The following is a 26804-nucleotide window of genomic DNA, read 5'->3' as shown; positions in this document are numbered from 1 at the left end:
GGATGGGCCTGCCCCTGTCAGATCAGTCGCTTGCGCGCCAAACCTGCGGCGGATGCGTCCAAGTATCGCCCAACTGCCGGAGAACGTGGAGATTCCCGGCGAATTGTGCGGCAAGGCACGGTTTCGGGCCAGATGCGGCGGGACTTTTTTCGCGTGCCTCCGGCGTCACCTTGGCGGAGGGGTGGCCGCGCATGACCATCGGCCCGGCGACCCGCGGCAGTCGGACGCTTAAGCTCTGTCGTTTCCCGTCCGCCGGCGCCCGCCATGACCGTTCGTTCCGCGACCCGCAGGGTCCCGTTGCCGTTCCGCCTCTCGCTCACCGCCGCCGCGGTGCTGCTCGCTTCCGCCGCCGCCGCGCAGACCGCACCGCCCCCGGGCCCGACGCTCGACACGATCATGTCCGACCCGGACTGGATCGGCAGCGGCGTGGAGCGCGCGTGGTGGTCGTGGGACGGCAGCCGCGCGCTGTACCAGCGCAAGCGCGACGGCGCGACGATCCGCGACACCTGGGCCGTGCCGGTCGCCGGCGGCGCCCCGGCGCGCGTGGCCGACGCGGCGCGCGCGGACCTGGACGCGGGCGATCCCGCATTCGACGCCGCACGCGCTCGCATGGCGTTCGCGCGCAACGGCGACATCTTCGTGCGCGACCTGCGCAGCGGCGCGCTGACGCAGCTCACCCGCACCGACGCCGAGGAATCGCGCCCGCAGTGGGGCCGCGACGGCGGGCTGGTCTGGCGCGCCGGCAACGACTGGTACCGCTGGACCGCCGCGAACGGCGTGGTGCAGGCGTCGAACGTCGTCGCCGGCGACGATCCGGCGAAGGCGCCGCCCGCCGACGACCTGCGCGACCGCCAGCTGCGCCTGCTCGATACCCTGCGCGACGATCGCGCCCGCCGCGAGGCCGCGCGCGACCAGGACGCCGCGTGGCGCCGCGCCGACCCGACCCGTGCGCCGGCGCCGGCCTACCTCGGCAAGGGCGTGGAGATCCTCGACAGCGCGCTCTCGCCCGACGGCCGCTGGCTGCTGGTCGTCACCGCGGCCAAGGGCGCCGACGGCGGGCAGGACGGCAAGATGCCAAAGTACGTGACCGAATCGGGTTACGAGGAATTCGAGGAGGTCCGCACCCGGGTCGACCGCAACGCGCCGGTGCCGCACACGCTGTGGCTGGTCGACGTGGCGGCGGCGAAGGCCACCGAACTCAAATACGACGCGCTGCCGGGCATCGCGGCCGATCCGCTGGCCGCGATGCGCAAGGCGGCGAAGCAGGACCCGCTGAAGGGCAACCGCCCGGTGCGGATCGAGACCGACGGCGACGGCAGCGGCCCGGCGCTGCACTGGAGCGACGACGGCGCCCGCGCGGCGGTGCTGGTGCGCGCGGTCGACAACAAGGATCGCTGGATCGCGGTGATCGATCCGGCCGCGGCGACGCTGCAGGCGCGCCATCGCCTGCACGACGACGCCTGGATCAACTGGGATTTCAACGATTTCGGCTGGCTGCCGGACGGTCGCACGCTGTGGTACCTGTCGGAGGAAAGCGGGTATTCGCACCTCTACGCCAGCGACGGCGGCAAGCCGCGCGCGCTGACGTCGGGCAAGTGGGAAGCGTCGTCGCCGACGCTGTCGGCCGACGGCAAGCGCCTGCTGTTCCTGTGCAACCGCGCATGGCCGGGCGACTACGAAGTCTGCGACGTGGCGGCCGCCGGCGGGGCAGTGCGCGAGCTGACGTCGCTGGACGGCGTGGAGGACTTCGCCGAATCGCCCGACGGCAAGCGCCTGCTGGTTCGCCATTCCGACCACCACCTGCCGCCGCAGCTGGTGGTGGTCGAGGCCGGCGGCGGGAAGGCGACCGAACTCACCGACACCCGCACCGACGCCTTCAAGGCGATCGCGTGGACCGCACCGGAATTCGTGCAGGTGCCGTCGAAGCACGGCGCCGGCACGATCTGGGGCAAGTACTACGGCCCGAAGACGCCGGAACCCGGCCGCAAGTACCCGATCGTGATGTTCGTGCACGGCGCCGGCTACCTGCAGAACGTCACCGCGCGCTACCCGAACTACTTCCGCGAGCAGATGTTCCACGACCTGCTGGTGCGCAAGGGTTACATCGTGCTGGATCTCGACTATCGCGCCTCGGCCGGCAACGGCCGCGACTGGCGCACCGCGATCTACCGGCACATGGGTGAACCGGAACTGCAGGACTACCTCGACGGCCTCGACTGGCTGGTCGCCAACAAACAGGGCGACCGCGACCGCGCCGGCATCTACGGCGGCAGCTACGGCGGCTTCATGACCTTCATGGCGTTGTTCAAGTCACCGGGCACGTTCAAGGCCGGCGCCGCGCTGCGCCCGGTGGCCGACTGGTCGCAGTACAACCACGAGTACACCAGCAACATCCTCAACACGCCGACGCTGGACCCGGAGGCCTACCGCCAGTCCTCGCCGATCGAATACGCCGCCGGCCTGCAGGACGAGTTGCTGATCTGCCACGGCATGATCGACGACAACGTGTTCTTCCGTGATTCGGTGGTGATGACCCAGAAGCTGATCGAGCTGCACAAGGCGAAGTGGCAGATCGCGCCCTACCCGATGGAGCGCCACGGTTTCACCCACCCGGCGGCCTGGTACGACGAGTACCGCCGGATCATGGAACTGTTCGACCGCACCCTGCAGCCGGCGCGCTGAGCCGGCGCCTCCGGAACCCGGGCCCCGAGCCCGGGTCCCGGCCCGGGACGATGGCCCGGCAGGCCGTCACGCACCTGGCCCTTAACGAAACCCTCGCGTCGCCGGGCCCGGTTTCCTTCATGCTGGCATAAGTCTCCGACCGCATCCTGCCCCGATGTCTTCATCCCGCCCCTCCCGGCGCCCGCTGCTGCGCGCCAACACCGTCCTCCTGCTCGTCGTCGCCTTCCTGGTGGTGGCGGCCAACGCGCGCTTCTGGCACGTCGTGTTCTCAGCGCAGGACTTCACCGGCCTGCGTGGCGCCGGCGTGGCCGCCGCGGTGGCGGCGGCGCTGTTCGCGCTGACCACGATCATGCTGCTGCCGCTCAGCTTTCGCTGGACGTTCAAGCCCGGGCTGACGCTGGTGCTGCTGCTGTCCGCCGGCGCCGCGTTCTTCATGAGCGACTTCGGCGCGGTGATCGACCGCCACGCGCTGGCCAGCGTGTACGAGACCGACTCGCGCGAGGCCACCGAATGGATCAGCGCCAGCATGCTGCTCACGCTCGGCCTGCTCGGCGTGCTGCCCGTCCTCGTGCTGTGGTGGGTGCGGATCGACTGGCACTCGCCGCTGCGCGAACTGTGGTCGCGGATCAAGCTGGCGCTGCTCGTCTGCGCGCTGCTGGGCGTGTCGGCGCTGAGCTTCGGCAAGGACGTGGCCTCGCTGGTGCGCAACCACCTGGAGCTGCGCCACCTCGCCAACCCGTTCGCGCTGCTGGCGGCGCAGCTTTCGTACATGGACCACGCCCGCAACGACAACCGCCCGCTGGAGAAGATCGGCCTCGACGCGAAACGCGGCGCCGCGCTGCGCCCGGGCGAGCGGCCGACGGTGCTGCTGCTGGCGATCGGCGAATCCGCACGCGCGCTCAGCTACGGCAGCCTCGGCTACGCCCGCCAGACCGACCCGGCGATGCAGGCGCTGGGCCCGGTGAACTTCTCCGACGTGCACAGCTGCGGCACCAACACCGCGACCTCGCTGCCGTGCATGTTCAGCGGCCTGGGCCGCGCCGACTACAAGGACGGCGTCGCCAAGTACCGCGAGAACCTGCTCGACCTGCTGATGCGCGCCGGCTACGACGTGGTGTGGATCGACAACAACACCGGCAGCAAGAAACTCGCCGCGCGCGCCACCGAGAAGTTCCTCGGCGACGGCAAGGACCCGGCACTGTGCAGCGCCGAAGGCTGCTTCGACGAAGTGCTGCTGCGCCAGCTGAAGCAGGAGCTGCCGGCGGTGAAGCGCGACACCGTGTTCGTGATCCACCTGCTGGGCAGCCATGGCCCGGCCTACTACGCGCGCTACCCGGCCGAGTTCGCGAAGTTCAAGCCCGAGTGCCGCAGCAACCAGTTGCAGCAGTGCAACGACCAGCAGCTGCACAACACCTACGACAACACCATCCTCTACGCCGACCACATCGTCGCGAGCGCGGCCGCACTGCTGCGCGACGACCCGGCGATCGACCCCGCGCTGCTGTACGTCTCCGACCACGGCGAATCGCTGGGCGAACACGGCCTGTACCTGCACGGCGCCCCGTACGCGATCGCACCCGACCAGCAGACCCGCGTGCCGATGCAGCTGTGGGTGTCGGACCGCTTCGCCGCCCGCCGCGGCCTGGACGTCGCCTGCATCCGCGCCCGCGCCGGCCAGCCGATGTCGCACGACAACTTCTTCCACAGCGTGCTGGGCCTCGCCGACGTCGACACCACCCTGCGCAAGGCGCCGCTTGATTTCACCGCAGGCTGCACGGGCAAGGCGGCGGCGCCCTGACAGGTAGCAAGCAGCCCGGCAACCACGAACAACAACCCAATCGTCCCGATACGCGGCACGCACCCATCGCGGCATCCAGGAATCGGAGACCCGAAGGGCGGCGGACACGATGTCCGCCGTTTTTCGACGAGGCAGGACGCCTCGTCGAAAAATCCCGGCCACGGTCCCGACGGCAGATTTGCATCGGCACTGAGGAATTTTCTTTCGCCCCTTTCTTTTTGAAAAGAAAGGGGCCCGCGCGCCAGCGCGGAAAAGGATTCCGGGCTTTCACGAAAGACCAGCAGATCCCTCACCTTCGGTTCGGGATGACATTCGGATGCGGCTCGGGATGACAGCCGAAGTCGACCGCCGTTGCATCGTCCGCCTGTCGAACACGAAACAACCTCCAAGCACCGCTTGACGGCCGGATCCATCGGCGTAGCATTTCACGCAGGCAACGGGACAGACCCCGCGCCGACCACCATCACCGTGAGGGAGCCTCATGGAACGCAGCGACACCCGCGAGCGCGACGCGCTCGACTATCTCGTCTTCATCGGCCGCTTCGAGCCGTTCCACAACGGCCACGCCGCCGTCGCCCGCCACGCACTGGCGCGCGCGCGCAAGCTCATCTTCCTCGTCGGTTCCGCCGACACGCCCCGCACCATCCGCAACCCGTGGACCGTCGCCGAACGCACGGTGATGATCCAGGGCGCGCTCGCCGATGCCGGCGACCGGCTGATCGTGCGCCCGCTGCGTGATCATCTCTACAACGAGAGCCAGTGGATCGCCGCCGTGCAGCGCACCGTCGCCGCCGCGGTGAAGGCCGATGGCGGCGATGCCGACGCCCGCATCGGCCTGATCGGCCAGGACAAGGACGCGAGCAGCTACTACCTGCGCGAATTCCCGCAGTGGCCGCTGATCGACGTCGCCCAGACCGAAACGCTGTCCGCCACCGAACTGCGCCGCTACCTGTTCGAGGCCAACCGGCTCGACAGCCACGGCGGCCTGATGCTGGTGCGCGCGAACGTGCCCGGCCCGGTGTTCGACATGCTCGACGCCTTCCGCAGGAGCTCGCCCGCGTTCGCGCAGCTGGTCGACGAATACCGCTTCATCGAGCAGTACCGCGCCGCGTGGGCCGACGCGCCGTACGCGCCGACCTTCGTCACCGTCGACGCCGTCGTCGTGCATTCCGGCCACGTGCTGCTGGTGCGCCGCCGCGCCGCGCCCGGCAAGGGCCTGTGGGCGCTGCCGGGCGGCTTCGTCGGCCAGGACGAAACGCTGCTGCACGCCTGCCTGCGCGAACTGCGCGAGGAAACCCGGCTGAAGCTGCCGGAGCGCGTGCTGAAGGGCTCGCTGCGGCACGCGCACGTCTTCGACCATCCCGAACGCAGCCTGCGCGGGCGCACGATCACCCATGCCTTCCACTTCGATTTTCCGTCCGGCGACCTGCCCGACGTGCGCGGCGGCGACGACGCCGACAAGGCGCGCTGGGTGCCGGTGAGCCAGGCGCTGGAGATGGGTCCGCAGTTGTTCGAGGACCATCTCCACATCCTCGAATTCTTCCTCGGCCGCGGCTGACGCCACGACACGTCACGCGACCGCCCCGCCGGCGGACAGACCGCCGGTTCCCCCTCGACGCGAAGGAGCTTCCCGTCATGCATGCTTCCCACATCCCCGGCCTCGACAACGTCCTGCTCAACACGGACAGCTACAAGGCCAGCCACTGGCTGCAGTATCCGCCCGGCACCGATGCCGCGTTCTTCTACGTCGAATCGCGCGGCGGGGTGTACGACCGCACCGTGTTCTTCGGCCTGCAGGCCATCCTCAAGCAGCACCTCGGCCGACCGATCACCCACGCCGACATCGACGAAGCGCGCGAGCTGTATGCCGCGCACGGCGAGCCGTTCAACGAAGCCGGCTGGCGCGACATCGTCGATCGCCTCGGCGGCCACCTGCCGGTGCGCATCCGCGCCGTGCCCGAGGGCACCGTGGTGCCGACGCACCAGGCGCTGGTGACGATCGAATCCACCGACGCGCAGGCGTACTGGGTGCCGTCGTACCTCGAAACCCTGCTGCTGCGGGTGTGGTATCCGGTCACGGTCGCGACGATCAGCTGGCACGCGAAGCAGACGATCCGCCAGTTCCTCGAACGCACCAGCGACGACCCGGCCGGGCAGTTGCCGTTCAAGCTGCACGACTTCGGCGCGCGCGGCGTGTCCAGCGCGGAGTCGGCGGCGATCGGCGGCTGCGCGCACCTCGTCAATTTCCTCGGCACCGACACCGTGTCGGGCCTGCTGGCGGCGCGCGCGTTCTACCACGCGCCGATGGCCGGCTTCTCGATCCCCGCCGCCGAGCACAGCACGATCACCAGCTGGGGCCGCGAGCGCGAGGTCGACGCCTATCGCAACATGCTGACGCAGTTCGCGAAGCCCGGCGCGATCGTCGCCGTGGTGTCGGACAGCTACGACATCTTCCACGCCATCCGCGAGCACTGGGGCAAGACGTTGAAGGACGAGGTGATCGCCTCAGGCGCGACGGTCGTCATCCGTCCCGACTCGGGTGATCCGGTCGCCGTGGTGCACGAGTGCCTGGAGCTGCTGGACGAGGCCTTTGGCCACACCGTCAACGGCAAGGGCTACAAGGTGTTGAACCACGTCCGCGTGATCCAGGGCGACGGCATCAACCCGACCAGCATCCGCGCCATCCTCGAACGCGTGACCAGCGCCGGCTACGCCACCGACAACGTCGCCTTCGGCATGGGCGGCGCGCTGCTGCAGCAGCTCAACCGCGACACCCAGAAATTCGCGCTGAAGTGCTCGGCCGCGCGCGTCGACGGCCGGTGGATCGACGTCTGGAAAGACCCGGTCACCGACAAGGGCAAGCAGAGCAAGCGCGGGCGCATGACGCTGCTGCGCCATCGCGAATACGGCAGTTTCCGGACCGTGCCGGTGGCGCCGGACGCGGCGTCGCTGGCCGAGGTCGAGAAGCCCGCGGGCTTCGACGACGCGATGGAAACGGTGTGGGAGAACGGTCGACTGGTGCGCGACTGGACCTTCGACGAGATCCGCGCCCGCGCCGACGCCGAACGGCTCTGAGCGTGGATGCGAGCACCGTGGACGCCGTCGCAGGCCTGCCGCTGCGACGGCGCCTGCCGCCCGACGACGATGCGACGCGCTGGGTGTCGCACGTCATCGGCGGCCGGCAGCATCGGGTCGCGCAGCCCATCACCTTCACACCCTACGCAACGGCGCGGCCGTGTTCGGCGCGCTGCACGTTCTGCTCGGAAAACCTGCGCGAGACCGGTGCGGGTCGCGCGGCGGCGACGCTGCGTCCGGGCGTCGACTACTTCGATGCGCTGCGCGGCGCGCTGGTCCAGCTGCACGGCCTGCCGCTGTCGTATTCGCTGTCGGGCCTGGAAACGACCGATGACGCCGACTGGTGCCTGCGCATGCTCGACGCGCTGGACGCCGCCGCACGCGACGGCGTGCCGGTGGCCGAGCGCGTGCTGTACAGCAACGGCGCCGGTTTTGCGCAGGCGCACGGCGACGCGCTGGTCGATGCGTTTTCGCGTTTCGGACTGTCGTGGATCGAGTTGTCGCGCCACCATCCCGACACCGCGCGCAACCAGGCGATCATGCGCTTCCGGCCCGGCGAGCCGATCGCGGACGGCGATGCGTTCGCGATGGTCGCGCGTCGCCTGCGCGACCGCTTTCCGCTGCGGCTGGTATGCCTCGTGCAGCGCGGCGGCATCGACGATGCCGACGGCGTCGCGGCTTACTTGCGCTGGGCGGCGACGCTGGGCGCCGGTACCGTCATCTTCCGCGAGTTCTCGCGACTGGACGACGGCTATCGGGACAATGCGACACGGCGGCAAGTCGACGCCGCGCGCGTGCCGATGCCGGCGCTGATCGATGCCGTGCTCGCCTCACCGCTGCGCGCGGCGCTGACGCCGGTCGAACGCACCGCGGGCTACTACTTCGACAATCTGCGACTGCGTCATCGCGACGGTTTCGACGTGGTGTTCGAGGCGTCCGACTACGCGCGGATGCACGCACGGCATGCGTCCGGTGCGCTGTACAAGCTCGTGTTCCATGCGAACGGCCGTCTGTGCGGCGGCTGGTCGCCGGATCGCGACGTGCTGTGGGAGGCGGCAGCGACATGACCGCGCGCAGCTGGCTCATGCTCGAACCCGATCCGCCCGAACTGGCGCTGCCGGACGATCTGCGCGACCGCGATCCGCTGCACGGGCGCGACTGCGGCTGGGTCTCGCAGATGCGGCCGTTCGTGCGCGCGTTCTCGCGCCCGGGCGACGTCGTGTTCGATCCGTTCTGCGGCTTCGGCACGACGCTGCTGGCGGCGTCGCTGGAAGGACGGCGCGGCCTCGGCATGGAGATCGATCCGGACCGCGCGGCGCTCGCAAGTGAGCGCCTGAGGCGGCATGGCGTCGACGCGGAGATCCTGTGCGGCACATTGCCGCACCGGCGCTTCGATGCGCGCATCGACCTGTGCCTGACCAACGTGCCCTACTTCGGTTGCGACTGGACTGGCGACGCGCGCGTCGGCCAGTTGTACGCGACGCCGGACTTCGCGATGTACCTGATGGCGATGCGCGCGATCTTCCACGCCGTGCGCGACGCGTTGCCCGACGGCGGCCACTGCGTCGCGATGGTGCAGAACGTGCGACTCGGCGACCGCATGGTGCCGCAGGCGTGGGAACTGGCGCGGATCCTCGGCAGCCTGTTCGAGCCCTGCGAGGAACGCGTGCTGCTGTATCCCGCCCGCGAGGTGGCGTCATCGACGGACGACGATCCGGCGCGCACCGATCGCAGCCATGAATACGCGCTGGTGTTCCGCAAGCGCCGGCCGACGCTCGACATCGCCGGTGCGCGCGCGCTGCTGGACCACCTGCGCGACGAGCGCCACGATCTGCGCGTGCACGGCAGCTTCCTGCCGTGGCACGAGGGCGATCCGGCGCCGGGCACACCGCGACCGTCGGACATCGACGCGCACGTCACCGCGGACCCCGAACGTTTCCGCGCGTTGTTGCAGACGCTGGTGCGGCTCGGCTTCCGGTTGTCGCTGTGGGGCGATCCGGTCAACGCCGACGTGCATCCCGACACGGTGCGCCGGCATCACTACCTGCGCGCCGAGCGCCTGCATGGCGACGGTCGCTGGATCGGCCTCGATCTCTCGCCGCGCGACGCGGACTGACGCGTCGCCGATCAGCGGCCGTCGATCACGCGTGGCCGATCATGCGCGATCCGGCAGCCGCAACCGCACGCCCAGGCCGCGTCCGTCGATGCCCTCGCCCAGGGTCATCGTGCCTCCGCAAACTTCGGCGATGCGTCCGACGATGGCCAGGCCGAGGCCCGCGCCGTCGCCGGTCGCGGCATCGAGGCGGTGGAAGCGTTGCAGCGCGTCCGCGCGGCGTTCCGGCGGAATGCCCGGGCCGTCGTCGGCGACGTCGAGCATGGTCTCGCCGGCGTCGCGCTGTGCGCAGACGCGTACGCGCACGCCGTCGCCACCGTGGCGCAATGCGTTGCCGATCAGGTTGCGCAGCACGCTGTGCACGAGCTGCGGGCCGCAGCCGATTTTCAGGTCCGCGGGCATGGCAAGCTCGACCGAGGCACCGGTGCGTCGGATCACCGGCGCGAGTTCGGCGATCACGTCCTCCGCGCACGCACGCAGCAGCGCGTCGGCATGGCCGGCGTCGAGCACGCCCGCTTCCAGCCGCGACAGCGTGAGCAATTGTTCGGTGAGCGCGGTCATGCGGTCGCAGCCGGCGATCACCCCGGCCAGCGCGCGCTGGCGCTCGGCGTCATCGCGCGCGCCCTGCGCGACCTGCGCCTGTGCGCGGATCGCGGCCACCGGCGTGCGCAGTTCGTGCGAGGCATCGCCGATGAAGCGACGCTCGCGGGCGATGCTCTCGCCAGTGCGCGCGAACAGCGCGTTGAGCCGGTCCAGCAGTGGCCGCACTTCCTCCGGCGCACCGGCGTCGGCGATCGGCGCGGTATCCAGCGGCGCCCGCGCTTCGACCGCCTGCGCCAGCCGTTGCAGCGGCGACAGGCCGCGGCCGACCACGATCCACAGCCCGAATCCCAGCAATGGCAGCGCCAGCAGCATCGGCAGCGCCTGGCGATCGAGCGATTCGCTGAGGATGTCCTCGCGCGCCGACTGCGGTTCGCCCACCTGCACCCAGATGTCGTCCTGGCCGCGGGCGACGTAGACGCGCCAGGCCTTGCCGGCGACGCGCACGTCGGCGAAGCCGCGACGGAACGGCGCCAGCGCCGCGTCCGGCGCGTTGGCGCTGTGCACGCCCAGCCGCCCGTCGTTCCACACCTGCAGTGCGAGCCGCTGGTGCGCGTCGCCGAGGTCGGGCAGGTGCTCGAGCCGGATTTCCTCCAGATCGTCGGACGCCTGCGCGACCAGCAGCGCCGCGGACGTGGCCAGGTGCGCGTCGAGCAGTTCGTCCAGTTCGTGCCGCCCCTGCGCGTAGCTGGCGATCGACGCCGCCAGCCACACCACCGTCAGCGTGGCCAGCATCGCCGCCAGCAGCCGCGCACGCAGCGAGAAGGCGCGACGCGGGCCGGCGGCGTTCATGCCGGATCCAGCGCCTGCAGCATGTAGCCGACGCCGCGCTGGGTGAGGATCAGCGCCGGATCGAGCTTGCGGCGCAGGTGGTGCACGTGCACCTCCAGCGCGTTCGATTCGATGCCGTCGTCCCAGCCGTAGAGGCGTTCGGCCAGTTGCTCCTTGCTCAGCCAGCGCCCGGCGGAGCGCGCGAATTCCGTCAGCAGGTCGAACTCGCGCGGCGAGAGGTCGACCTGCGTGCCGCGCCACACCGCGCGCCGTGCCGCCGGATCGATGCTCAGCGCGCCGACCTCCAGCCGCGGACGCGGATCACCGTCGCTGCGGCGGATCAGCGCGCGCAACCGCGCGGCGAGTTCGTCGAGATCCACCGGCTTCACCACGTAATCGTCGGCGCCGGCATCGAGACCGCGTACCCGTTCGTCGATGGCATCGCGCGCGGTGAGGATCAACACCGGCGTGCGGTCGCGGGCTTCGCGCCGCTGCTGCAACAGTTGCAGGCCAGAGAGCCGCGGCAGGCCGAGGTCGAGCACCACGGCGTTGAAGTTCGAGGTCCTGAGCGCGGTCTGGGCGGCGATGCCGTCGCGCACCCAGTCCGCGGCGAACCCCCGCTGGCGCATGCCCACGCTCAGCGCTTCGCCGAGCAACGGATCGTCTTCCACCACGAGCAGGCGCATCATCGCTCTCCTTCCCGGGAACCCATTGTCGGCAGCGCGGGCACAGTCATCAATCGTCGTCTCCATCGTCGTCATCGGAATCACCGCCGGTCCGTCCGCCGGCCTGCATCTCGCCGCCCTCGCCCGCGTCCGCATTGGCCCCCGGCAGGCCGAACGGCAGTCGCTGCTGCGACAGCCCCAGCGCCCAGAACGCGGCAAGCGCCAGCACCAGCACGCCGCCGACCAACAGCGACGGGCGCGCGATGCCGTCCTCCGGGCGCAGCCCGGCCTTGCGCCCGGTCACCATCGCCCGCGGCAGGTTCTCGCGATGCAGCACGCTGCCGGCCACCACGCCCAGCAGGTGCAGGCCGACGACGACCAGCATCGCCGTCGCCAGCGCTTCGTGGACCTCTTCCAGCGCCTCGCCGCCGCCGGTCACCATCGCGATGCCGACGCCGGCCGTCGCCAACCCGAGGCCCAGCAGCAGCCAGATCGCGACCGCGCCGGCCGGGTTGTGGCCGACGTGGTGCGCCGGGCGGCCCTGCGCCATCGACACGACGTAGCGCCAGGTCGCGCCGGGACCGCGGAGGAATTCGGAGAAGCGCGCGTAGCGGCTGCCGACGAGGCCCCAGACCAGCCGGAACGCCACGAGGCCGAACAGGCTGTAGCCGAACAGCAGGTGCAGCAGTTGCTGGCGTTCGCTGTCGGAGGTGAGCCAGGCGCCGGCGAAACAGACGGCGAGGCTCCAGTGGAAGACGCGGGTGGGCAGATCCCACACCAGCACCGGGCGGGCGCGTTCGACGGCATCGCCCGCGGGCGGCACATCGTGGACGGCGGTCATCATCATGGTCTGGCTCCAGCGGAAGCGGGGGACGACGCGCGCGGCAGGCGCACGTCGTGTTCGGAAAAGACGCCGCGCTCGGCGCCGCGATGGCAGGCGGCGCAGTTGGCGGCGGATTTCACCGCGGTCGAACGCCACAGCGGCGCCGGCACTTCGCGGTGCTCGCGCACGAACCACGGTGCGCGGGTGAGACGCAGCGGCACCGCGGGGTCGGCCGGTCGCGTGCCGGCACCGGCGAGCAGCCAGCCGCGGATCGCGTCGGCCTGCGCCGGGGCGAGCGAAGCGTCGTTGCCGAAATGCCGGTCGAGGCCGGCCATCAGCGCGCGCCACGACGACGCCGGCAGTCCGCGTGCGGGATATGGCACGTGGCAGCTGCCGCATTCCTCGACGTAGACCGCGGGCATCGGCGCACGCACGGGACGCCGGCCTTCGTCGTCCTCGTCGTCATCCGCGCGCACCGGCGCGGCGGCCAGCACGAGCATCAGCGCGAACGGCAGCGCCAGCAGGCCGCTCGCGACCGCGATGCGATGGCGGCGGCTCATCGCGCACCGCCCGCGCGCAGCGAGGACAACCAAGCGAGCACGTCGCCCTTCTCGACTGCGGTGCATTCGCGCCCGACCACGTCGCGGCAGTTGCGGCGGAACCATTTCTCCACCTTCGCCGCGTCGGTGAAGCGCGCCGGGTTCGCAGCGGGTGCCAGCGGGCGCAGCGTGCGACTGGTCACCGCGTGGCGGCCTTCCGCGGTCGGCGTGTCGGTGTGGCAACTGGCGCAGCGCCAGTCGTTGCCGTGGGTGGTGGTGAAGAAGCGGCGTCCGCGTTCGGCGGAGAAGCCGCGGAATCCCGGCGACGCGCTCGCCGCCTCGGCGGCATACGCGCGCTGCAGTTCCGCCGGTGTCGACGCCGGCGACGCGAACGTCGCCAGCAGCAGTGCGGCGGCGCCGAAACTGCGCGCCATTCCGCGGGTGATCGTGTGTCGCATGTCGAAGCCCTCGCATCGATGGATGCGGGCACGATGCGCGCCGGGACTTAAGCAGGCATTACGCGTCATGCGCGAATCCCTGCATGCGAAGGCCGCTGCACGCACACACGCGAACGTCCGCGGGAGCAAGCCCCGCGGACGTTCGCGTGCAGCGGCGTGCGTACCGGGTCAAACGCCGGACGGTTTCGGCGTGGCGTCATCGCGTTCCGGCAATTCGGGGTAATCGATCTTCGGGATCGGTGCGGTCAACGAATGCAGGAAGAGATGGATCTTCTCGGCTTCGTCAGGCGCCAGCGTCGCACCGAGCTGCGCGTCGCCCATGATCGTCACCGCCTCCTGCAGCTTCCACACGTTGCCGGAGTGGAAGTACGGCGCGGTCACGGCAATGTTGCGCAGCGGCGCGGCGCGGAACACGTAATCGTCGCCCTGCGACTTGGTGACGGCGAAGCGGCCGTGGTCGCCCGCCGGACGCACCGCATCGGCCGGCGCATGCACCACGCCGAACGGGAAGTACGCACCGCCGCCGAGGTTCACGCCGTTGTGGCAGCTGGAACAGCCCTTGTCCATGAACAGCTTCAGGCCGGCCTGCTGGTCGGCGGTGAGCGCACGCACATCGCCCTTGAGGAAGGCGTCGAACGGTGCGCCCGGGGTGATCAGCGTGGTCTCGAACGCTTCGATCGCCTTCGCCATGTTGTCGAAGCTGACCGGCGCGCCCTCGCCCGGGAACGCGGCCTGGAACGCGGTCACGTAGCCGGGCATCGACTTCAGCGTGGCCTCGACGACCTCCGGCTTGTTGTTCATCTCCACGCCCGCCTGCACCGGCCCCTTGGCCTGCGCCTTCAGGTCCTCGGCGCGGCCGTCCCAGAACTGGGCGACGTTGAACACCGCGTTGTAGACCGTGGGCGCGTTGCGCGGGCCCTTCTGGAAGCCGTGGCCGATCGAAGTCGGCACGCCGTCGATGCCGCCCATGCCGACGTTGTGGCAGGAGTTGCAGCTGATGACGCCGCTGGAGGACAGGCGGCCGTCGAAGTACAGCATCTTGCCGAGCGCGATCTTCTCCGGCGTCACCGGGTTGCCGGCGGGATCGGGGGCCTTGTCGGGGATCGGCTGGAACAGCGCCTGGGCCTGCTTCAGCAGTGCCGGGTCGGCAGCCGGGCCGGCCGGCGGCGTGGCGGTCGCCGTCGCAGGCGCCGGGGCGGGCGAAGCGCCGTCGGCGGGCGGCGCGGCCTCGCGGGCGCAGCCGGCGGCCAGCACGCCCAGCGCCAGGAGACTCCAGGGGGGAACGGGCAGGCGCATGGCGGAACTCCTCGGATGGGGCATCCACCCTGTGCCGTCAGCCTTAAGGCGGCCTTAAAGCAGGCCGGCCCCCTGCCGAACCGCACATGCCGCCCGCGGTCCCATGCCGCAGCCTGAAGCCTTGAATGCAGTCGCATGGCCCCCGATCTCCGGATTCCGCGTCTCCGATGGCGCCGCTGACGGAAAGCCGAAGCCATCATGTCGAGGCTTATTAGGTATGTCAGCACGTCCTGCGGCAACCGCAAATTGCTGTTCAAAAAGGAGTTTGTTACGCGGGGAGGTGCCGCTGGCAACTAGCGATGAGAACCGCAACTGACACGGCCAAGTGATGAAGTAGTGCAAACTGACAAGGCTAGGTGAGTATGAGTAGCCAAGCTGACATGCTTAGGCAGTTGCAATGAGGTACGCCGGATAGCGGTCGGCGTCGTAGTAACTCAAGCCGCACCCGTCTCGCCGCTCAGGGCTTCCGTCTATTCCTTCAGGATAGAGGTTGTTGATAGGGACTCGATGATTGATCAAGCCTATAGGCGGATTCGGCAACGATAGAATCCAACGCTGAGCCGGAGCAGGTCTGAGCGTCAACTCCACCGTGTTTGCTTGAAACTCCATAGAATGATGTGCTTTCATTCCCTTGGTAAGCCATAGGTTTTTGGCCGTCGGGTGACCAATCGTCATCTTGCTAGGACGCCTTTCGGGGGAAAGGGATGGAACCGCTCAACATTCGGCAGGTCGCGATTGGCGACCTCGTTCTCGACCCGCGCAACCCGCGGATCGCCGCGCTCACTGAAACCTACGCCACGCCGCCTGGTTCGGAACTGATCATCCTGATGCTGGGGCAGCATTCCGCGACCGATGAGGAGCGCGGCGCGTCCACGTCGTTCTCGAGCCTCAAGGCATCGATCCGGGCGAATCGGGGCGTCATGAACCCGATCATCGTCGTTCCATCCGAGGCGGAAGAAGGCAAATACGTCGTCATCGAAGGCAATACGCGCGTTGCGATCTACTTGATGCTCGCGAAGGAAGGGGCGGACGGCGACTGGTCGACCATTCCATCAATCCTCCATGCCAAAGGCGATGAGCGTGGCGAGCATGCCGTCCGCCTACAGGCGCATCTCGTCGGCCCGCGGCCATGGCGACCATACGCGAAGGCAAAGTACCTGCACGACCTCAAGTATGGCCAGCACATGGCGATCGAGGATATCCACGCCATCTGCGGAGGCAGTGGGCGCAAGCGCGAGATCGAGGAACTGATCGCCGCATACACCGACATGCAGGACTACTACATCCCTTTGCTGGAAGGCGCTCCTTTGGACCAATCTCGCTTCAGTGCGTTCGTGGAATTGCAAAAGCCTCCGGTCGTTGATGCGCTTATTCGACACGGTCATACCAAGACCGACTTCGCAAAATGGGTGGGTACCGCAGATCTGGACGCTAGGTTCAAGCCTCTGCAGACTGTTCGTGCATTGCCGCGCATCCTAGCCAATCCAGCAGCTAAACAAAAGTTTCTCGCCCGGGGCGCGAGTGAAGCCTTGCGTCTGTTGGAGCAGCCGGCGTCTACCGAGATCATCCGGGACGCTACGATCGAACAACTGGCGTCCGCCTTGGCGGTCAAGCTCCGCAAGCTTGAGCACCCGGACATCCGCGCCCTGCGCGAGGACCCCGAAGGCCGCACCAGCCAAGCCGTCTCCGATTGTCTGATCGAACTTCAGTCGCTGGACGAGCTGATCAATCCCAGTCGAGATGAGTGAAAGTGAAACCCACTCCCGACTGGTGGCTGCGACGCTACGCGCAGTCCACGAGTGGGCAGACGGCGCCACCCTCGATATCTGGGCGGATCATCCAGCGACGCGAGAGCATCCGGCACCCTTTGTCATCGGCCAATCCCAAGCCGATCTCATTGCCATCCGACGGGATACTCGATTCACCGTCATCGGCGAAGCCAAGACCCAGCGTGACGTTGACAATGCGCACACGCACCGCCAACTAGTGGAATACTACGAATTCCTATTGACCCAAACCGGCGGCCTGCTTTGGATCTCGGTTCCGTTCGGCATTGCGGGCACGGCGTTGCGCGTGGCCAAAACTCTCCGTCGCGAAGTGAAGTGCGAACGCGTCGAACTAATCGTAAGCGAATGGCTGCTCGACGACGACCGTGAATTTGAGACCCGTTGGAATGCCTGAAACTTCCCGCATTGCACTAAAAAGCGAGCCTCGTCTGGAGGCCAAGCTTGCCGCCTTCCCCTACCAGGCGGAAGCCGTCGATTTCGTCGTCAAGCGGGAATACTCGGCGATTTTCCATGAGCAGGGTCTGGGCAAGACCAAGATCGCCGTCGACGTCATCTTGCGCTGGCTGCAGGATAAGGTGGTCGACACCGTACTCGTTGTGACCAAGAAGGGCCTGATCGCCAATTGGCAGCGTGAGTTTAAGCTCCATAGCCATATCCGGCCGATGATCCTCACCGAAAGCGGAAAAAACAATTATCTGACGTTCGCGACCGGCACCCGCCTAGTCCTCGCCCACTACGAGGTGGCGCGCAAGGAAGAGGAGCGGATGCAGCTTTGGCTCCGGACACGGCGTGTCGCAATCATCATGGACGAGGCGGCCAAGATCAAGAACCCGGAGTCCGCGCTGACCAAGGTCTACCACCGGATGGCGCCAAATTTCACCCGGCGCGTGATCATGACCGGCACTCCGGTGGCGAATCGTCCGTACGATGTGTGGTCGGAAGTGTTCTTCCTCGATCAGGGCAACGCGCTGGGAACGGACTTCGACGCGTTCAAGAGCGAGCACGATTTCAAGGAAGCCTACCGGGACAATCCGAAGGCGTTTGTCGAATACCAGCAACGCCTGGGAACGGTTAGCGAGAAGCTCATAGCCATTTCGGTGCGCGAGACAAAGAATAGCGGGCGGATATCTCTTCCAGATAAGGAATTCGTACGCCTCGTGACCGACTGGGAGCCGGCACAGCACGAACTCTATCGTCAAGCCTGCGAGGAATTGCGGATTGTAGTGACCCGCAAGGGTGAGCTGATTGAGGAAGACCAAGAGTCCATACTCAAGCGCTTGCTCCGTCTCGTGCAAATCGCTTCCAACCCTAAACTAGTGGATGAGTCTTATACTGCGGAGCCCGGCAAGTTGCGGGTTTTGCTCGACCTCGCCCAAGACATCACCAAGAAAGGTGAAAAGCTGATCGTCTGGACCGGGTTCAACCAAAACGCGGATTGGCTGGCCAAGCGTTTGGCGCATTTTGGGGCCAATGCCCTGCATGGCAAGCTCTCAATGGATCGCCGAAATTCAGTTGTCGAGTGGTTCCTGAAGAATCCAGAAGATCGCATTCTGATCGCCACCCCAGGAGCCGCCAAGGAAGGACTGACGCTGACCGTGGCCAATCACGTCGTCTTCTACGACCGCACCTACAGCCTCGACGACTACCTTCAGGCCCAGGACCGGATCCATCGCGTCTCTCAAACTCGAACCTGCTACGTATACAACATGATCATGCAGGACTCGGTTGACGAGTGGATCGAGTCGCTGATAGAGGAAAAACGTCTGGCCGCGATGCTCACGCAGGGCGACATTGACCAAGCGGAGTACGCCTCGAAGGCTTCGCTATCATTTTTCGACATCCTGAAAGGTATTTTGGGCTCCGCAAGTCAGTCATGAACATTCCAGAGAACTCCACGCCAGACACCATCCTGCTTCGTGGGAAGAAGATCGAGGTCCACTCCTGCGAACTCCCACACGCGCAGTTGCTTTTCTATCCAGAGAATCCACGTATATATTCGATCGTGCGGACCGACGAAGATACCGAGCCCACGCAGGACGACATCTATAAGGTGCTGTCGAAAGCCGATCATGTGCGAGACTTGCTGGTCGACAGCATCCGCAACAACGGCGGCCTGATCGAGCCCATTCTAGTCAGGGGCAACGTGGTGCTGGAAGGCAACAGCCGCCTGGCGGCTTATCGGTTGCTGTCACATCAGGAGCCAGGGAAATGGAATTTCATCCGGGCGAAAGTGTTGCCGCCCGACGTCACGGACAGCCAGGTGTTCTCGCTGCTGGGCGAGTACCACATGGTGGGCAAGAAGGACTGGCAACCGTTTGAGCAAGCCGGTTACCTCTATAGGAGATTCAAGCATCACGGGATCACTGTCGAACTGTTAGCCGAGGAGGTCGGCTTGAGCAAGCAGAAGGTGACCCACCTAGTCTCGGTCTACCAGTTCATGGCGGACCACCATGAACGTGAAGCCGACAAGTGGAGCTACTATGACGAACTGCTCAAGGGACGTGCCTTCAAGGAGGCCAAGTCGCTTTATCCCGAGTTCTACGAGGTCGTCGCCGAGAAGATCAAGTCTGGCGAGATCCGGCGTGCCGTCGACCTGCGCGACGACCTCTCCAAGATCGCGAATATCGGCGGGAACACGCTCAAAAAGTTCGTCAAGGGAACGATGAGTTTTTCGGATGCTTCAGACGATGCCCGTTTGCGCGGCGCCGGCAACTACCATGCCCGGAAGCTCAAGGACTTCCGCCAGTGGCTGGCGGAAGCGTCCATCGAAGAAGAGATCAAAGCGATGTCCGAGGAGGACCGCAAGAACGTCAAGTTCGAACTGGACCGCATCCATACTCGGACTGGCCAGTTGTCGAACAAGATCAAGAGCCCTCAAAAGCACTGAGCACGCGTCGGGACATGGTCAGGCCGGCAGTTGGCGTGGCTGCATGCTCGAGAATCACGGTGATGGCGACGTCGATGGCCTTATCCTGCGCCGACCGGCGGCCGCGGGTCGGATCCTCGTCCTTGAGCAGCTTGGTACGGCGGCCGGCGGTCGTACCAATGCGGTGGCGCAACTGCGCCGCCTCGGCGCTTTCGCTGGCGACCTTGTCCAGATGCTGCTGGGCCTCGCCGATGCGTTGCTCGACAATGACGCGGATGCGTTGCAGCACCGCATGCGGCACGTCCTTTCCTTTCACCTGGTCCAGCCACTGGTCGGCCAAGGCCAGCGCTGCGTGAGCCTTGCGGATCCTGTTACGCACCAGTGAGCGGTCGCGGATGGTCTGGGCGATACGCTTGAGGAAGATCGTGAACTCATCCTGCAGGTAGGCATAGGCCACACTGGCTTCGAACTCGTCGCGGCGGGCATTGGGCAGAACCGCCTTCGATTCGATGTGGATGTCGCCAATGGCCCAGGACGCGAAGCGCGGCTCGGGATATAGGTGAGCTAGGATCTGCTCATCGCCCACTTGTATGTTGCCGGTGCGCAGGCGAATGCCGCCCAGCCCCAGCCGGCGCGGCACCGCACCGAGGTAGGCGTGGTCTAGGATCCAGCCGAAGGCCTCCACCTCGCCGTCCTGACCCAGGAATTCTAGGAACTCGACCGACTGGATCGCGTCCTTGTGCTTTTCCCCAAACTCGATGTGGTCGCGGGCACGGTGGTAGATCGGTTCAGCATCCCCGGCGAGGCGTATCTGGACAGGCTCGCGAATGCCCTGTTCGCGCAGGTGCGCGGCGATCTTTGCGCCCAGGCTGAACTCGGGATGGAAGGGGACGGGGGCGACTTGTGACAGGTAGCTGCGGACGTTGTCGTCGTTGAGCAACAGGTCGCCGCGCAGGCGGGCCACCTTGCGCAGCTCTACCTCGAAGAACCGGGTTGGCTGGCCTTCGGCGGGAAGCTTGCGTACCTCTATTGCTGTGCGGATCAGGCTGCCCAAGTCGCCAGTGTAGTTGGGATCGCGCAGCAAATCGCGCAGCCTGCGCCCATCCCAGCGAAGTTCGGTGACCTTGGCGTCGCCTTCAGCGCGGCCGCGGAAAAGCAGTTCCTGGCAGTAGCCCAGCCCAGACAGGCGACCCACACCGCGGAAGCCGCGCAGGACTTTGCCTCGCTTCTGGCTTGCGCCAATGGCGGTCAAACGGGACACGAACTCGTCAGCTGGGATACTAGCGCCATTGTCGCGCACGAGGATGGTGCGGGTGGCGCGGTCAAGCGTGATCTCAACACCGAAGCCCTCGCCTGGCTCTAGGTCTTGGGCGCGGGCCAAGTCGATCGCATCGGCCGCGTTCTGCACGTACTCGCGGAAGACAGTCAGTGGGTCGGCATACATGGCGCCGGCAAGCAAATCCAGCACGTCCTTGCCGACCACGACTTGTTCGGTGATGGGGCGCGGCCTGCTCAGGCTCGAGGGATCAATGTTAGCGACGATAGTAGACACGTTGCTGGAACCTTCCATTCAGATTGCCTCCGCCAGTCCGGCGTCCTCAACCAGTTCGTCTTCGGGAATCGAGGCTTCAGCGGCGGCAACGGCCGACTGCTTCTCGCGCATTGCGTCCCATATTTTCTTTAGCTCGCTCTTTACCGGTGACACGTAGAACGGAAGCACGCGGTTGACGGAGCCACTCTTAGCCTGGCCGACCAATGACTCGAACTCCGATGGCGCCCCAGTCAACAGTTCACGAAGCTCGTCTCTGTCGGAAGCAGAAAGTTTCGCGAAATGACTCTTGAATTCCTCAAACTCGGCGCGGCCGTCGTGCCGTTGGTACCAGGCACGATTGAACAGTATGTGCTGCGGCCACAGCAGAAGCTCGCGGAACCGCTCTGTCGATTCGCCGAAAGCCTCCTTGAAGAAGTCCGGGGAACCGCTGACGATACCGTGGGTAGCCTGCAGGATAATCTGCATGGCGCGCAACTCATACCGGCTCCATTTCTCGCCGATGTGGCTGCGATCCTTCATATCGGTCGGCTGGTAGCGCATCGGGAACGAGAAGATGCGGATTCCAAGCTCCTCATTCAGGTTGATGTTCAACCTCATCCGCTCATACAAATCTTCCGGCGAATCATGGAAGTTGTAGAGCATGTAGTTAGACAGATCGTGCAGGCCGACCTCGTGGGCGAACCGGATCGCGGTTTCGTACGGCTTGCGGGCGCCGATGTGGTCGAAGGCGATGCGCAACGGCTTGATGGCGATGGTCGCCATCTCCTGCAGGTACATCTTGTCCTTGCACAAGATGCGGGCATCGACGCCCTGGTTGAAGTCGACGCGACGAGAGACCGCGACGCGTTGTCCGGGGCGCTGCAGCTTGGCGCCGCGGTGGAAGCCCAAGTCGCGGATCTCGGCGATGATGCTTCGATAATTCGCACTGGCGACAACGTTGTTGTCCATCAATAGCAGGTCCTTCATCGGACCATACCGCTCCTCGACGCCACGGACGACTTCGGAGATGGGCTGCGCATCGCGCTGAGCACCCTCGAGCTTAGGTACGCCGCAAAAATGGCATTTGCGCACGCAGCCGCGGGAAGCATAGGCGAAGTACGCATCGCGCACCGGATACTGGTAGTCGATCTGCTTGAGGATGTCGTAGTCCGGGACCAAGTCTTCGATGGGTGTGCCGCTGGTGTCGCCCGAATACAGTTCGCCGGCGAAATCGTCCAGCTGCAGGGCGGTTGCTGGGGGCTCGCTCAGCAAGCCCTTGATGAAGCGGATGCCCAGCCAGCGCTTCTCGGCCAGGAACTCGCCGTGCATCAGGGACGCGGCGATACCGCCGACGAACACCTTGGACGTGTTGCCTTGGGCGGCATCAATGGCGAAGTCGATCGACTTGGCGATCTCCTTCCACTCGAACGAGAACAGGGTCGTGACGTAGATGCGGTCCCAGTTCTTGTTGAGGGCCGAACGATCATCGCTACCCTTGATGAACTTGACGTTGTCGCGCTTGCCATACGGCCCATGGTAGGCCGCGAGCTTCATCAGCCCGAGCGGGGGATACTTGTTCTTGTATCCCGGCTCAATGAGCAGGATGTTCTTGTTTGCCATGCATCCCTCGTAACGTCTTTTCCCGGATCGACTTCATCAATTCGAATGCTTGGTCGGCACCGTGGGCGCCACCGAAACCCTTCATTGGCCCGGTATTGCTCCAGTCGATGCGATCGCAGAAATCCGACAATTTTTCCAGGAAGTAGTCCTTGTCGACGCGCCGTCCGCGCCAATGCGCCTCGCGAACGAAGACGCCCGCCATGCTCATCAGCGAGTACACGCCGATACCCTTGCGGATCAGGTGGCGGCGCGGCTGCAGCCAAGGGTAAGCATAGACCTGCGCCACCGCTTTCCAGAAATCGATGAGTTGGCGACCTACGTCGTCCAGGCTAGTCCTGTCGTCCTGCGCCTCGCGGCGGAAGCGGCGGATGGCCTTCTGCATCGTGCGTAGCGAAGCCACGCGCTGGGTGCCATTCGTGCGGTTTCCGCCCAAGTCCAATTGGTGCCGCCAAGGCGAATCTGGATCCTCCTGCAAGCGCAGCGCAAGCGCGATTTCCGGGTGCGCCACGCCGAGATCGTCCTGCGCGAGCTTGGCCTCGGTGTAGTCGAGCAGGCTACTGTTGAGGCCCTTGGCCTTGCCGTTGATATCGCGGAAAATGCGCATCTCTTCTTCGACCGTGAGGCCGATGAAGACCATGAAGGCAAAGGTGATCGGGCTTTCCCGGAGGTAGCCCAAGCGGTGCTGGCAATCGACCTGCGCCATCACAGGCGGACCGCCGGCATCTAGCCTTAGCACCGCGGCGTTTGAATTGCGGCTGTGCTCCAGCGACCAGCGCAACGGCGTGCCTTGGCGCAGGTTGAAGGTCAGCGGGATGGTCGTGGCGCCCTCCCCCTGGATGTAGCGCTTGAACGCCAGGCTGTGGTCGCGGCAGAAGCGCCGCTGGTACCCGGCACCGGTAGTCTCGTCGAGGACATCGCTGAAGCTGAGGCGACTAAGCTGGGCGGCGGACGCAAAGCCTAGGAATACCTCCCGGTCGCCACACCTGCCCAGCAGGCCATCCAGCCTGACGCAGTTGTCGGCAACCACTTTTGCAGTTTTTGACTGCATATTCACCCCAAGCAAGGCAAATCCCTAGGGGTGGATTACACACGAATTCTTGCGAAAAAGCGATCTTTTTTTGGCAGAGACGAATCGGCGCGAAGGACACCGGGACCATACTGCAGTTTCAGGCTGCAGATTTTTTATAGCAGATAAGTCATTGATCACACGAAGGAATGGTGCCAAATGTAGTTGTTAAAGCACCCCTGAATGCGGTGCAATTGGCAGCTATGGCCGACATCCGGCAGGGACACCCGTCCGCATGAGTAATCCCCTCAATTCCCAAGACCACCGGCAATTGCTACCTGCGAATTGGCGTGCTGCGCCGAAGCGCTACTTGAAAGAAGACCGGTACGGTGCGTTCACATTCGTGTGGACCAACCTGTTCCTCGGTACGCTTGGGCTTTGGGCGCCTCTTGTCGGCGCATGGCTCACGGGGCACAAGCCCGTTTCGCAGTTGGCCGAGGAAATGCTGGCGTCTGGGTCGCTCTACCTGTCCGTCATCCCCTTCGTCGCCTCCATCGCCTGTTCGGTCTTCATGGCCGCCCACATCGCCAAAAGCGACGGCAACCGGCCGTGGCGCTTGGATGTACTTAAGGCGGTCGTCCTGCTGGTGTTCGTGGTCTGCCTTTTCCTGATGCCCTATCAGGTTTTGGCCAACCAGTCGGTTTTGGCCCTGAATGGGTGTGTGCAGATTGTCGTGTCCCTGCTCGCGGCCCTCACCGGCATCTACGTCTTCTGCTTGCTCAAGCTCGACGTCGAAGAGGCATTCACGGAACAGATCAACGAGAACGCCAATAAGCTCCTCGACGAAGCCAACAAAGCGGATTCCAACCCGAGCGACTTCGACTCATGACCAGCAAGACCTATCCCTGCATCCCGGTCAAGCAGCCTATCGGACTGTTCTATGTCACGTCGATCACGGCAGATGAACTGGTCGACCGCTTGCGCATAAGTGCGCGAAAGGACGAACCCGATAACAAGGAAAAGCCGAACGCCGACGTGCAGCGCGAATCCAGCGGCAAGCGAATCGGCGAAATCGCGACCTACGTCAAGGATCCCGATGCGACTTTTCCGACGGCAATCATCATTTCGGCCGATTCCCGCTACGCCACCGTCACAGGCAACGTGATCACGTTTTCGGCGCCGAATCTGAAAGATGAGGACGTGCCCGCTTACGCCAAGGAAGGCGCTGGTAACGATTTCCTCTATGGCGAGCTGCTTGACGGCCAACATCGCATCAAGGGCTTGAAGCAGGCCAAGCTCAATGGCATCGACATCTCGGATTTCGGGCTGCCAGTCGTCGTCATGCTCGACTTGATGCCGGCTGAGAAGGCCTATGTCTTCTCCATTATTAACAGCAAGCAGACGCCTGTTCCAAAATCCCTGATCTACGACTTGTTCGGGCTGTCAACGGAGCGCAGCCCCTACCTGACCTGCCATGAGATCGCCCGGGCGATGAACTCGCAGGAAGACGGTCCGTTCTATCGCGGGATCAAGATGCTGGGAAAGCGCCGAGAAGCCACCGAGATGCTCACCCAGGGGAGCTTCGTGAAATACTTACTTGACATGATCACCAATACTCCCGATGAGGATTCCATCGCGTTGAAGTACGGCGAAGTGCCCAAGGACAACAACCGACCGTTCAATGCGTTCTTCCGCAACGGACGAGACGAGCTGATCCTGAAGACCATGCAGTTGTATTTTGGAGCCATCGCCAAGACGTTCCCGGAACAATGGGACATCACGCGGTACTTCACCGACGAAGGCGGCGCCAAGCGACCCTCGCCGGTCTTCCGGCGCACCGTGGGTTACGAGGCGCTGATGCGCGTGCTTAAGAAGATCTGGCCGGAGGTCAAGCAGCACAACCCGAAGCTCGAGGAGGTGTTCTTTCTCGATCTGGCGGCGTCTCTCAAGCGAAACACCGTGGGTTACGACATTACGACCCAGGAGTTCGGCTCGAGCAGTGCAGACGCGGGCAGGCTGGAGAAGCTGCTGCTTGGGGCGGCGGTGGCGCCAAACCCTGGCGCCGGACAACAGGCTGACCTCGACTAAACGACCTGAGGCGAGACCAGCCCGATGGAGAAGGGCGTCGTAGCTCGCCCAGACCGTTGCCATCCCTTCTGCGACCGGATCCGGAAAATACGCACATGACGAATGCAGTTGTCTGGAAGCTTGCCGACGCCGGGACGATCTGGGCCGCTGCCGACTCTCGCGTGTCGATACCGAAATCAGAAGAATCCACGAATGTTCGGCGCGTTACCGACCAGGCGATGAAGGTGCTGCGACTCAAGGTGACGGCACACGACCGGACATGCTACATACCTGCCGTATATCCGGCCTTAGAGATGGAGCTTGGGTTGGTATATGCGGGCGCCGTGGTACCTGCGCTACTGACCCATGCCGCGGCTTCGGTGATGCTGGAGAACCTGCATCCACAAGAGGCGGGAAAGCAGATCACCTTGCCCCGGTTGGTTGATGTCGCGAACCTGATTCGGCACCTGTCGGAGAGGTACATCCGCGACGCGGCTGTCGCCTATCAGACTAATCAGCCGCCGTACTGCGAATTCGTGCTTTTCGGCATCGATACGGAAGATCACCTACAGGACAAGAACGATATGACTGCCTACAGGATTCGACCCCGATCGACGAATCCCAATGCGCTATTCGAACAGATTGTCGAACACGTCGACCTGGGCAAGGGCGAGATGGCTATTGTCGGAGCAGACACCGAAGCCTTGCGCGAGGAGATCACAGAAGTCGTGAAGCTGGATTGTCCGGCCTGGCGAGGTGTCGAGCCCCGAATCGCGCTTGAAAAACGCATGCTGGCAGGGCAGCACGACACGGTTGGGGGAACGCTGCAATTCGGCATCTTAGACAGGAACAAGCTGGAGTTGTACGGCGCTGCGGTCGACAGCACTGGGCAGGCAAACCAGAACTGGCTCGGATTCGATTGCCAGAACGAGATTTCCGGAATCATCGGCATGCCCGTCGTGATCACAGCTCTGCGGTAATGCCTTCTCTTGACATCCTCCTGTACCGGCGAGGGCGGCACCATGTGCCGCTGACCTGCGTACGGATCTTGTAGCCACTCAGGCGGTGAGTCCCGTGGGGAGGGTATCGGGTTCGGACCAGTTCCGG

The 26804-nt window shown here is 65.5% G+C and carries 22 protein-coding genes; 13 read left to right on the top strand and 9 right to left on the bottom strand.

Annotation, left to right across the window (positions count from 1 at the left end; all coding sequences use genetic code 11):
• The first annotated feature begins 264 nt into the window (after window positions 1-264).
• From ACT53R_RS17455 to ACT53R_RS17430, 6 genes are all read left to right on the top strand, one after another.
• Complete coding sequence (locus ACT53R_RS17455; protein ID WP_476173189.1) at window positions 265-2682, top strand: prolyl oligopeptidase family serine peptidase; 2418 nt, start codon at window positions 265-267, stop codon at window positions 2680-2682.
• 154 nt (window positions 2683-2836) lie between these two features.
• Entirely contained in the window at window positions 2837-4480 is a 1644-nt protein-coding gene (locus ACT53R_RS17450) for a phosphoethanolamine transferase (protein ID WP_476173188.1), read from the top strand.
• A gap of 481 nt (window positions 4481-4961) precedes the next feature.
• The gene (locus ACT53R_RS17445; protein ID WP_476173187.1) at window positions 4962-6038 is read left to right on the top strand and encodes a bifunctional nicotinamide-nucleotide adenylyltransferase/Nudix hydroxylase; all 1077 of its coding nucleotides are present in this window, start codon (window positions 4962-4964) and stop codon (window positions 6036-6038) included.
• 77 nt (window positions 6039-6115) lie between these two features.
• Entirely contained in the window at window positions 6116-7555 is a 1440-nt protein-coding gene (locus ACT53R_RS17440) for a nicotinate phosphoribosyltransferase (RefSeq protein ID WP_476173186.1), read from the top strand.
• Window positions 7556-7572: 17 nt separating this feature from the next.
• Entirely contained in the window at window positions 7573-8622 is a 1050-nt protein-coding gene (locus ACT53R_RS17435; protein ID WP_476173185.1) for a radical SAM family protein, read from the top strand.
• Window positions 8619-9671 (top strand): DNA methyltransferase, encoded by a 1053-nt coding sequence (locus tag ACT53R_RS17430; protein ID WP_476173184.1) that lies wholly within the window; start codon window positions 8619-8621, stop codon window positions 9669-9671. The genes ACT53R_RS17435 and ACT53R_RS17430 overlap by 4 nt, the downstream gene beginning before the upstream one ends.
• Before the next feature lie 39 nt (window positions 9672-9710).
• On the opposite strand, the gene ACT53R_RS17425 is transcribed toward ACT53R_RS17430, so the two are convergent.
• The 6 genes from ACT53R_RS17425 to ACT53R_RS17400 all read right to left on the bottom strand — a co-directional run bounded on the left by ACT53R_RS17425 (window position 9711) and on the right by ACT53R_RS17400 (window position 14820).
• The gene (locus ACT53R_RS17425) at window positions 9711-11060 is read right to left on the bottom strand and encodes an ATP-binding protein (RefSeq protein ID WP_476173183.1); all 1350 of its coding nucleotides are present in this window, start codon (window positions 11058-11060) and stop codon (window positions 9711-9713) included.
• The gene (locus ACT53R_RS17420) at window positions 11057-11725 is read right to left on the bottom strand and encodes a response regulator (protein ID WP_476173182.1); all 669 of its coding nucleotides are present in this window, start codon (window positions 11723-11725) and stop codon (window positions 11057-11059) included. The genes ACT53R_RS17425 and ACT53R_RS17420 overlap by 4 nt, the downstream gene beginning before the upstream one ends.
• 49 nt (window positions 11726-11774) lie before the next feature.
• Entirely contained in the window at window positions 11775-12551 is a 777-nt protein-coding gene (locus ACT53R_RS17415; RefSeq protein WP_476173181.1) for a cytochrome b/b6 domain-containing protein, read from the bottom strand.
• The gene (locus ACT53R_RS17410) at window positions 12548-13087 is read right to left on the bottom strand and encodes a diheme cytochrome c (RefSeq protein WP_476173180.1); all 540 of its coding nucleotides are present in this window, start codon (window positions 13085-13087) and stop codon (window positions 12548-12550) included. The genes ACT53R_RS17415 and ACT53R_RS17410 overlap by 4 nt, the downstream gene beginning before the upstream one ends.
• Window positions 13084-13500, bottom strand: a complete 417-nt coding sequence (locus tag ACT53R_RS17405) for a DUF1924 domain-containing protein (protein WP_476173179.1) — start codon at window positions 13498-13500, stop codon at window positions 13084-13086. The genes ACT53R_RS17410 and ACT53R_RS17405 overlap by 4 nt, the downstream gene beginning before the upstream one ends.
• 192 nt (window positions 13501-13692) lie before the next feature.
• Complete coding sequence (locus tag ACT53R_RS17400) at window positions 13693-14820, bottom strand: cytochrome-c peroxidase (protein WP_476173178.1); 1128 nt, start codon at window positions 14818-14820, stop codon at window positions 13693-13695.
• A 704-nt stretch (window positions 14821-15524) separates the two neighbouring features.
• Between ACT53R_RS17400 and ACT53R_RS17395 the strand changes: the two genes are divergently transcribed.
• From ACT53R_RS17395 to ACT53R_RS17380, 4 genes are read left to right on the top strand one after another with little or no spacing between them, the layout of a single operon-like run.
• Window positions 15525-16568 carry a hypothetical protein gene (locus ACT53R_RS17395; RefSeq protein WP_476173177.1) on the top strand — a complete coding sequence of 348 codons (1044 nt, stop codon included), beginning with the start codon at window positions 15525-15527 and terminating at the stop codon, window positions 16566-16568.
• The gene (locus ACT53R_RS17390; protein ID WP_476173176.1) at window positions 16561-17001 is read left to right on the top strand and encodes a hypothetical protein; all 441 of its coding nucleotides are present in this window, start codon (window positions 16561-16563) and stop codon (window positions 16999-17001) included. The genes ACT53R_RS17395 and ACT53R_RS17390 overlap by 8 nt, the downstream gene beginning before the upstream one ends.
• The gene (locus ACT53R_RS17385; RefSeq protein WP_476173175.1) at window positions 16994-18484 is read left to right on the top strand and encodes a DEAD/DEAH box helicase; all 1491 of its coding nucleotides are present in this window, start codon (window positions 16994-16996) and stop codon (window positions 18482-18484) included. The genes ACT53R_RS17390 and ACT53R_RS17385 overlap by 8 nt, the downstream gene beginning before the upstream one ends.
• Window positions 18481-19494: a hypothetical protein gene (locus tag ACT53R_RS17380; RefSeq protein ID WP_476173174.1), complete on the top strand. Its 1014-nt coding sequence runs from the start codon at window positions 18481-18483 to the stop codon at window positions 19492-19494. Before ACT53R_RS17385 ends, ACT53R_RS17380 begins: the two co-directional genes overlap by 4 nt.
• On the opposite strand, the gene ACT53R_RS17375 is transcribed toward ACT53R_RS17380, so the two are convergent.
• From ACT53R_RS17375 to ACT53R_RS17365, 3 genes are read right to left on the bottom strand one after another with little or no spacing between them, the layout of a single operon-like run.
• Window positions 19472-21043: an ATP-binding protein gene (locus tag ACT53R_RS17375; protein WP_476173173.1), complete on the bottom strand. Its 1572-nt coding sequence runs from the start codon at window positions 21041-21043 to the stop codon at window positions 19472-19474. The genes ACT53R_RS17380 and ACT53R_RS17375 overlap by 23 nt on opposite strands.
• Window positions 21044-22624, bottom strand: a complete 1581-nt coding sequence (locus ACT53R_RS17370; protein ID WP_476173172.1) for a radical SAM protein — start codon at window positions 22622-22624, stop codon at window positions 21044-21046. It lies immediately after the preceding gene.
• Window positions 22596-23672 carry a DGQHR domain-containing protein gene (locus ACT53R_RS17365; protein ID WP_476173171.1) on the bottom strand — a complete coding sequence of 359 codons (1077 nt, stop codon included), beginning with the start codon at window positions 23670-23672 and terminating at the stop codon, window positions 22596-22598. The genes ACT53R_RS17370 and ACT53R_RS17365 overlap by 29 nt, the downstream gene beginning before the upstream one ends.
• A gap of 253 nt (window positions 23673-23925) precedes the next feature.
• Between ACT53R_RS17365 and ACT53R_RS17360 the strand changes: the two genes are divergently transcribed.
• The 3 genes from ACT53R_RS17360 to ACT53R_RS17350 all read left to right on the top strand — a co-directional run bounded on the left by ACT53R_RS17360 (window position 23926) and on the right by ACT53R_RS17350 (window position 26677).
• On the top strand, window positions 23926-24519 hold the full coding sequence (locus ACT53R_RS17360) for a hypothetical protein (protein ID WP_476173170.1): 594 nt from the start codon (window positions 23926-23928) through the stop codon (window positions 24517-24519).
• Entirely contained in the window at window positions 24516-25718 is a 1203-nt protein-coding gene (locus tag ACT53R_RS17355; RefSeq protein WP_476173169.1) for a DGQHR domain-containing protein, read from the top strand. The genes ACT53R_RS17360 and ACT53R_RS17355 overlap by 4 nt, the downstream gene beginning before the upstream one ends.
• A 95-nt stretch (window positions 25719-25813) precedes the next feature.
• A complete protein-coding gene (locus ACT53R_RS17350; RefSeq protein ID WP_476173168.1) occupies window positions 25814-26677 on the top strand; it encodes a hypothetical protein in 864 nt (287 codons plus the stop codon).
• Window positions 26678-26804 lie beyond the last annotated feature (127 nt).

This window comes from Lysobacter sp. DMC104, from assembly GCF_056313665.1.
Note: the sequence above shows the minus strand (reverse complement) of the source record. Positions and strands in the feature narration are given on the sequence as shown.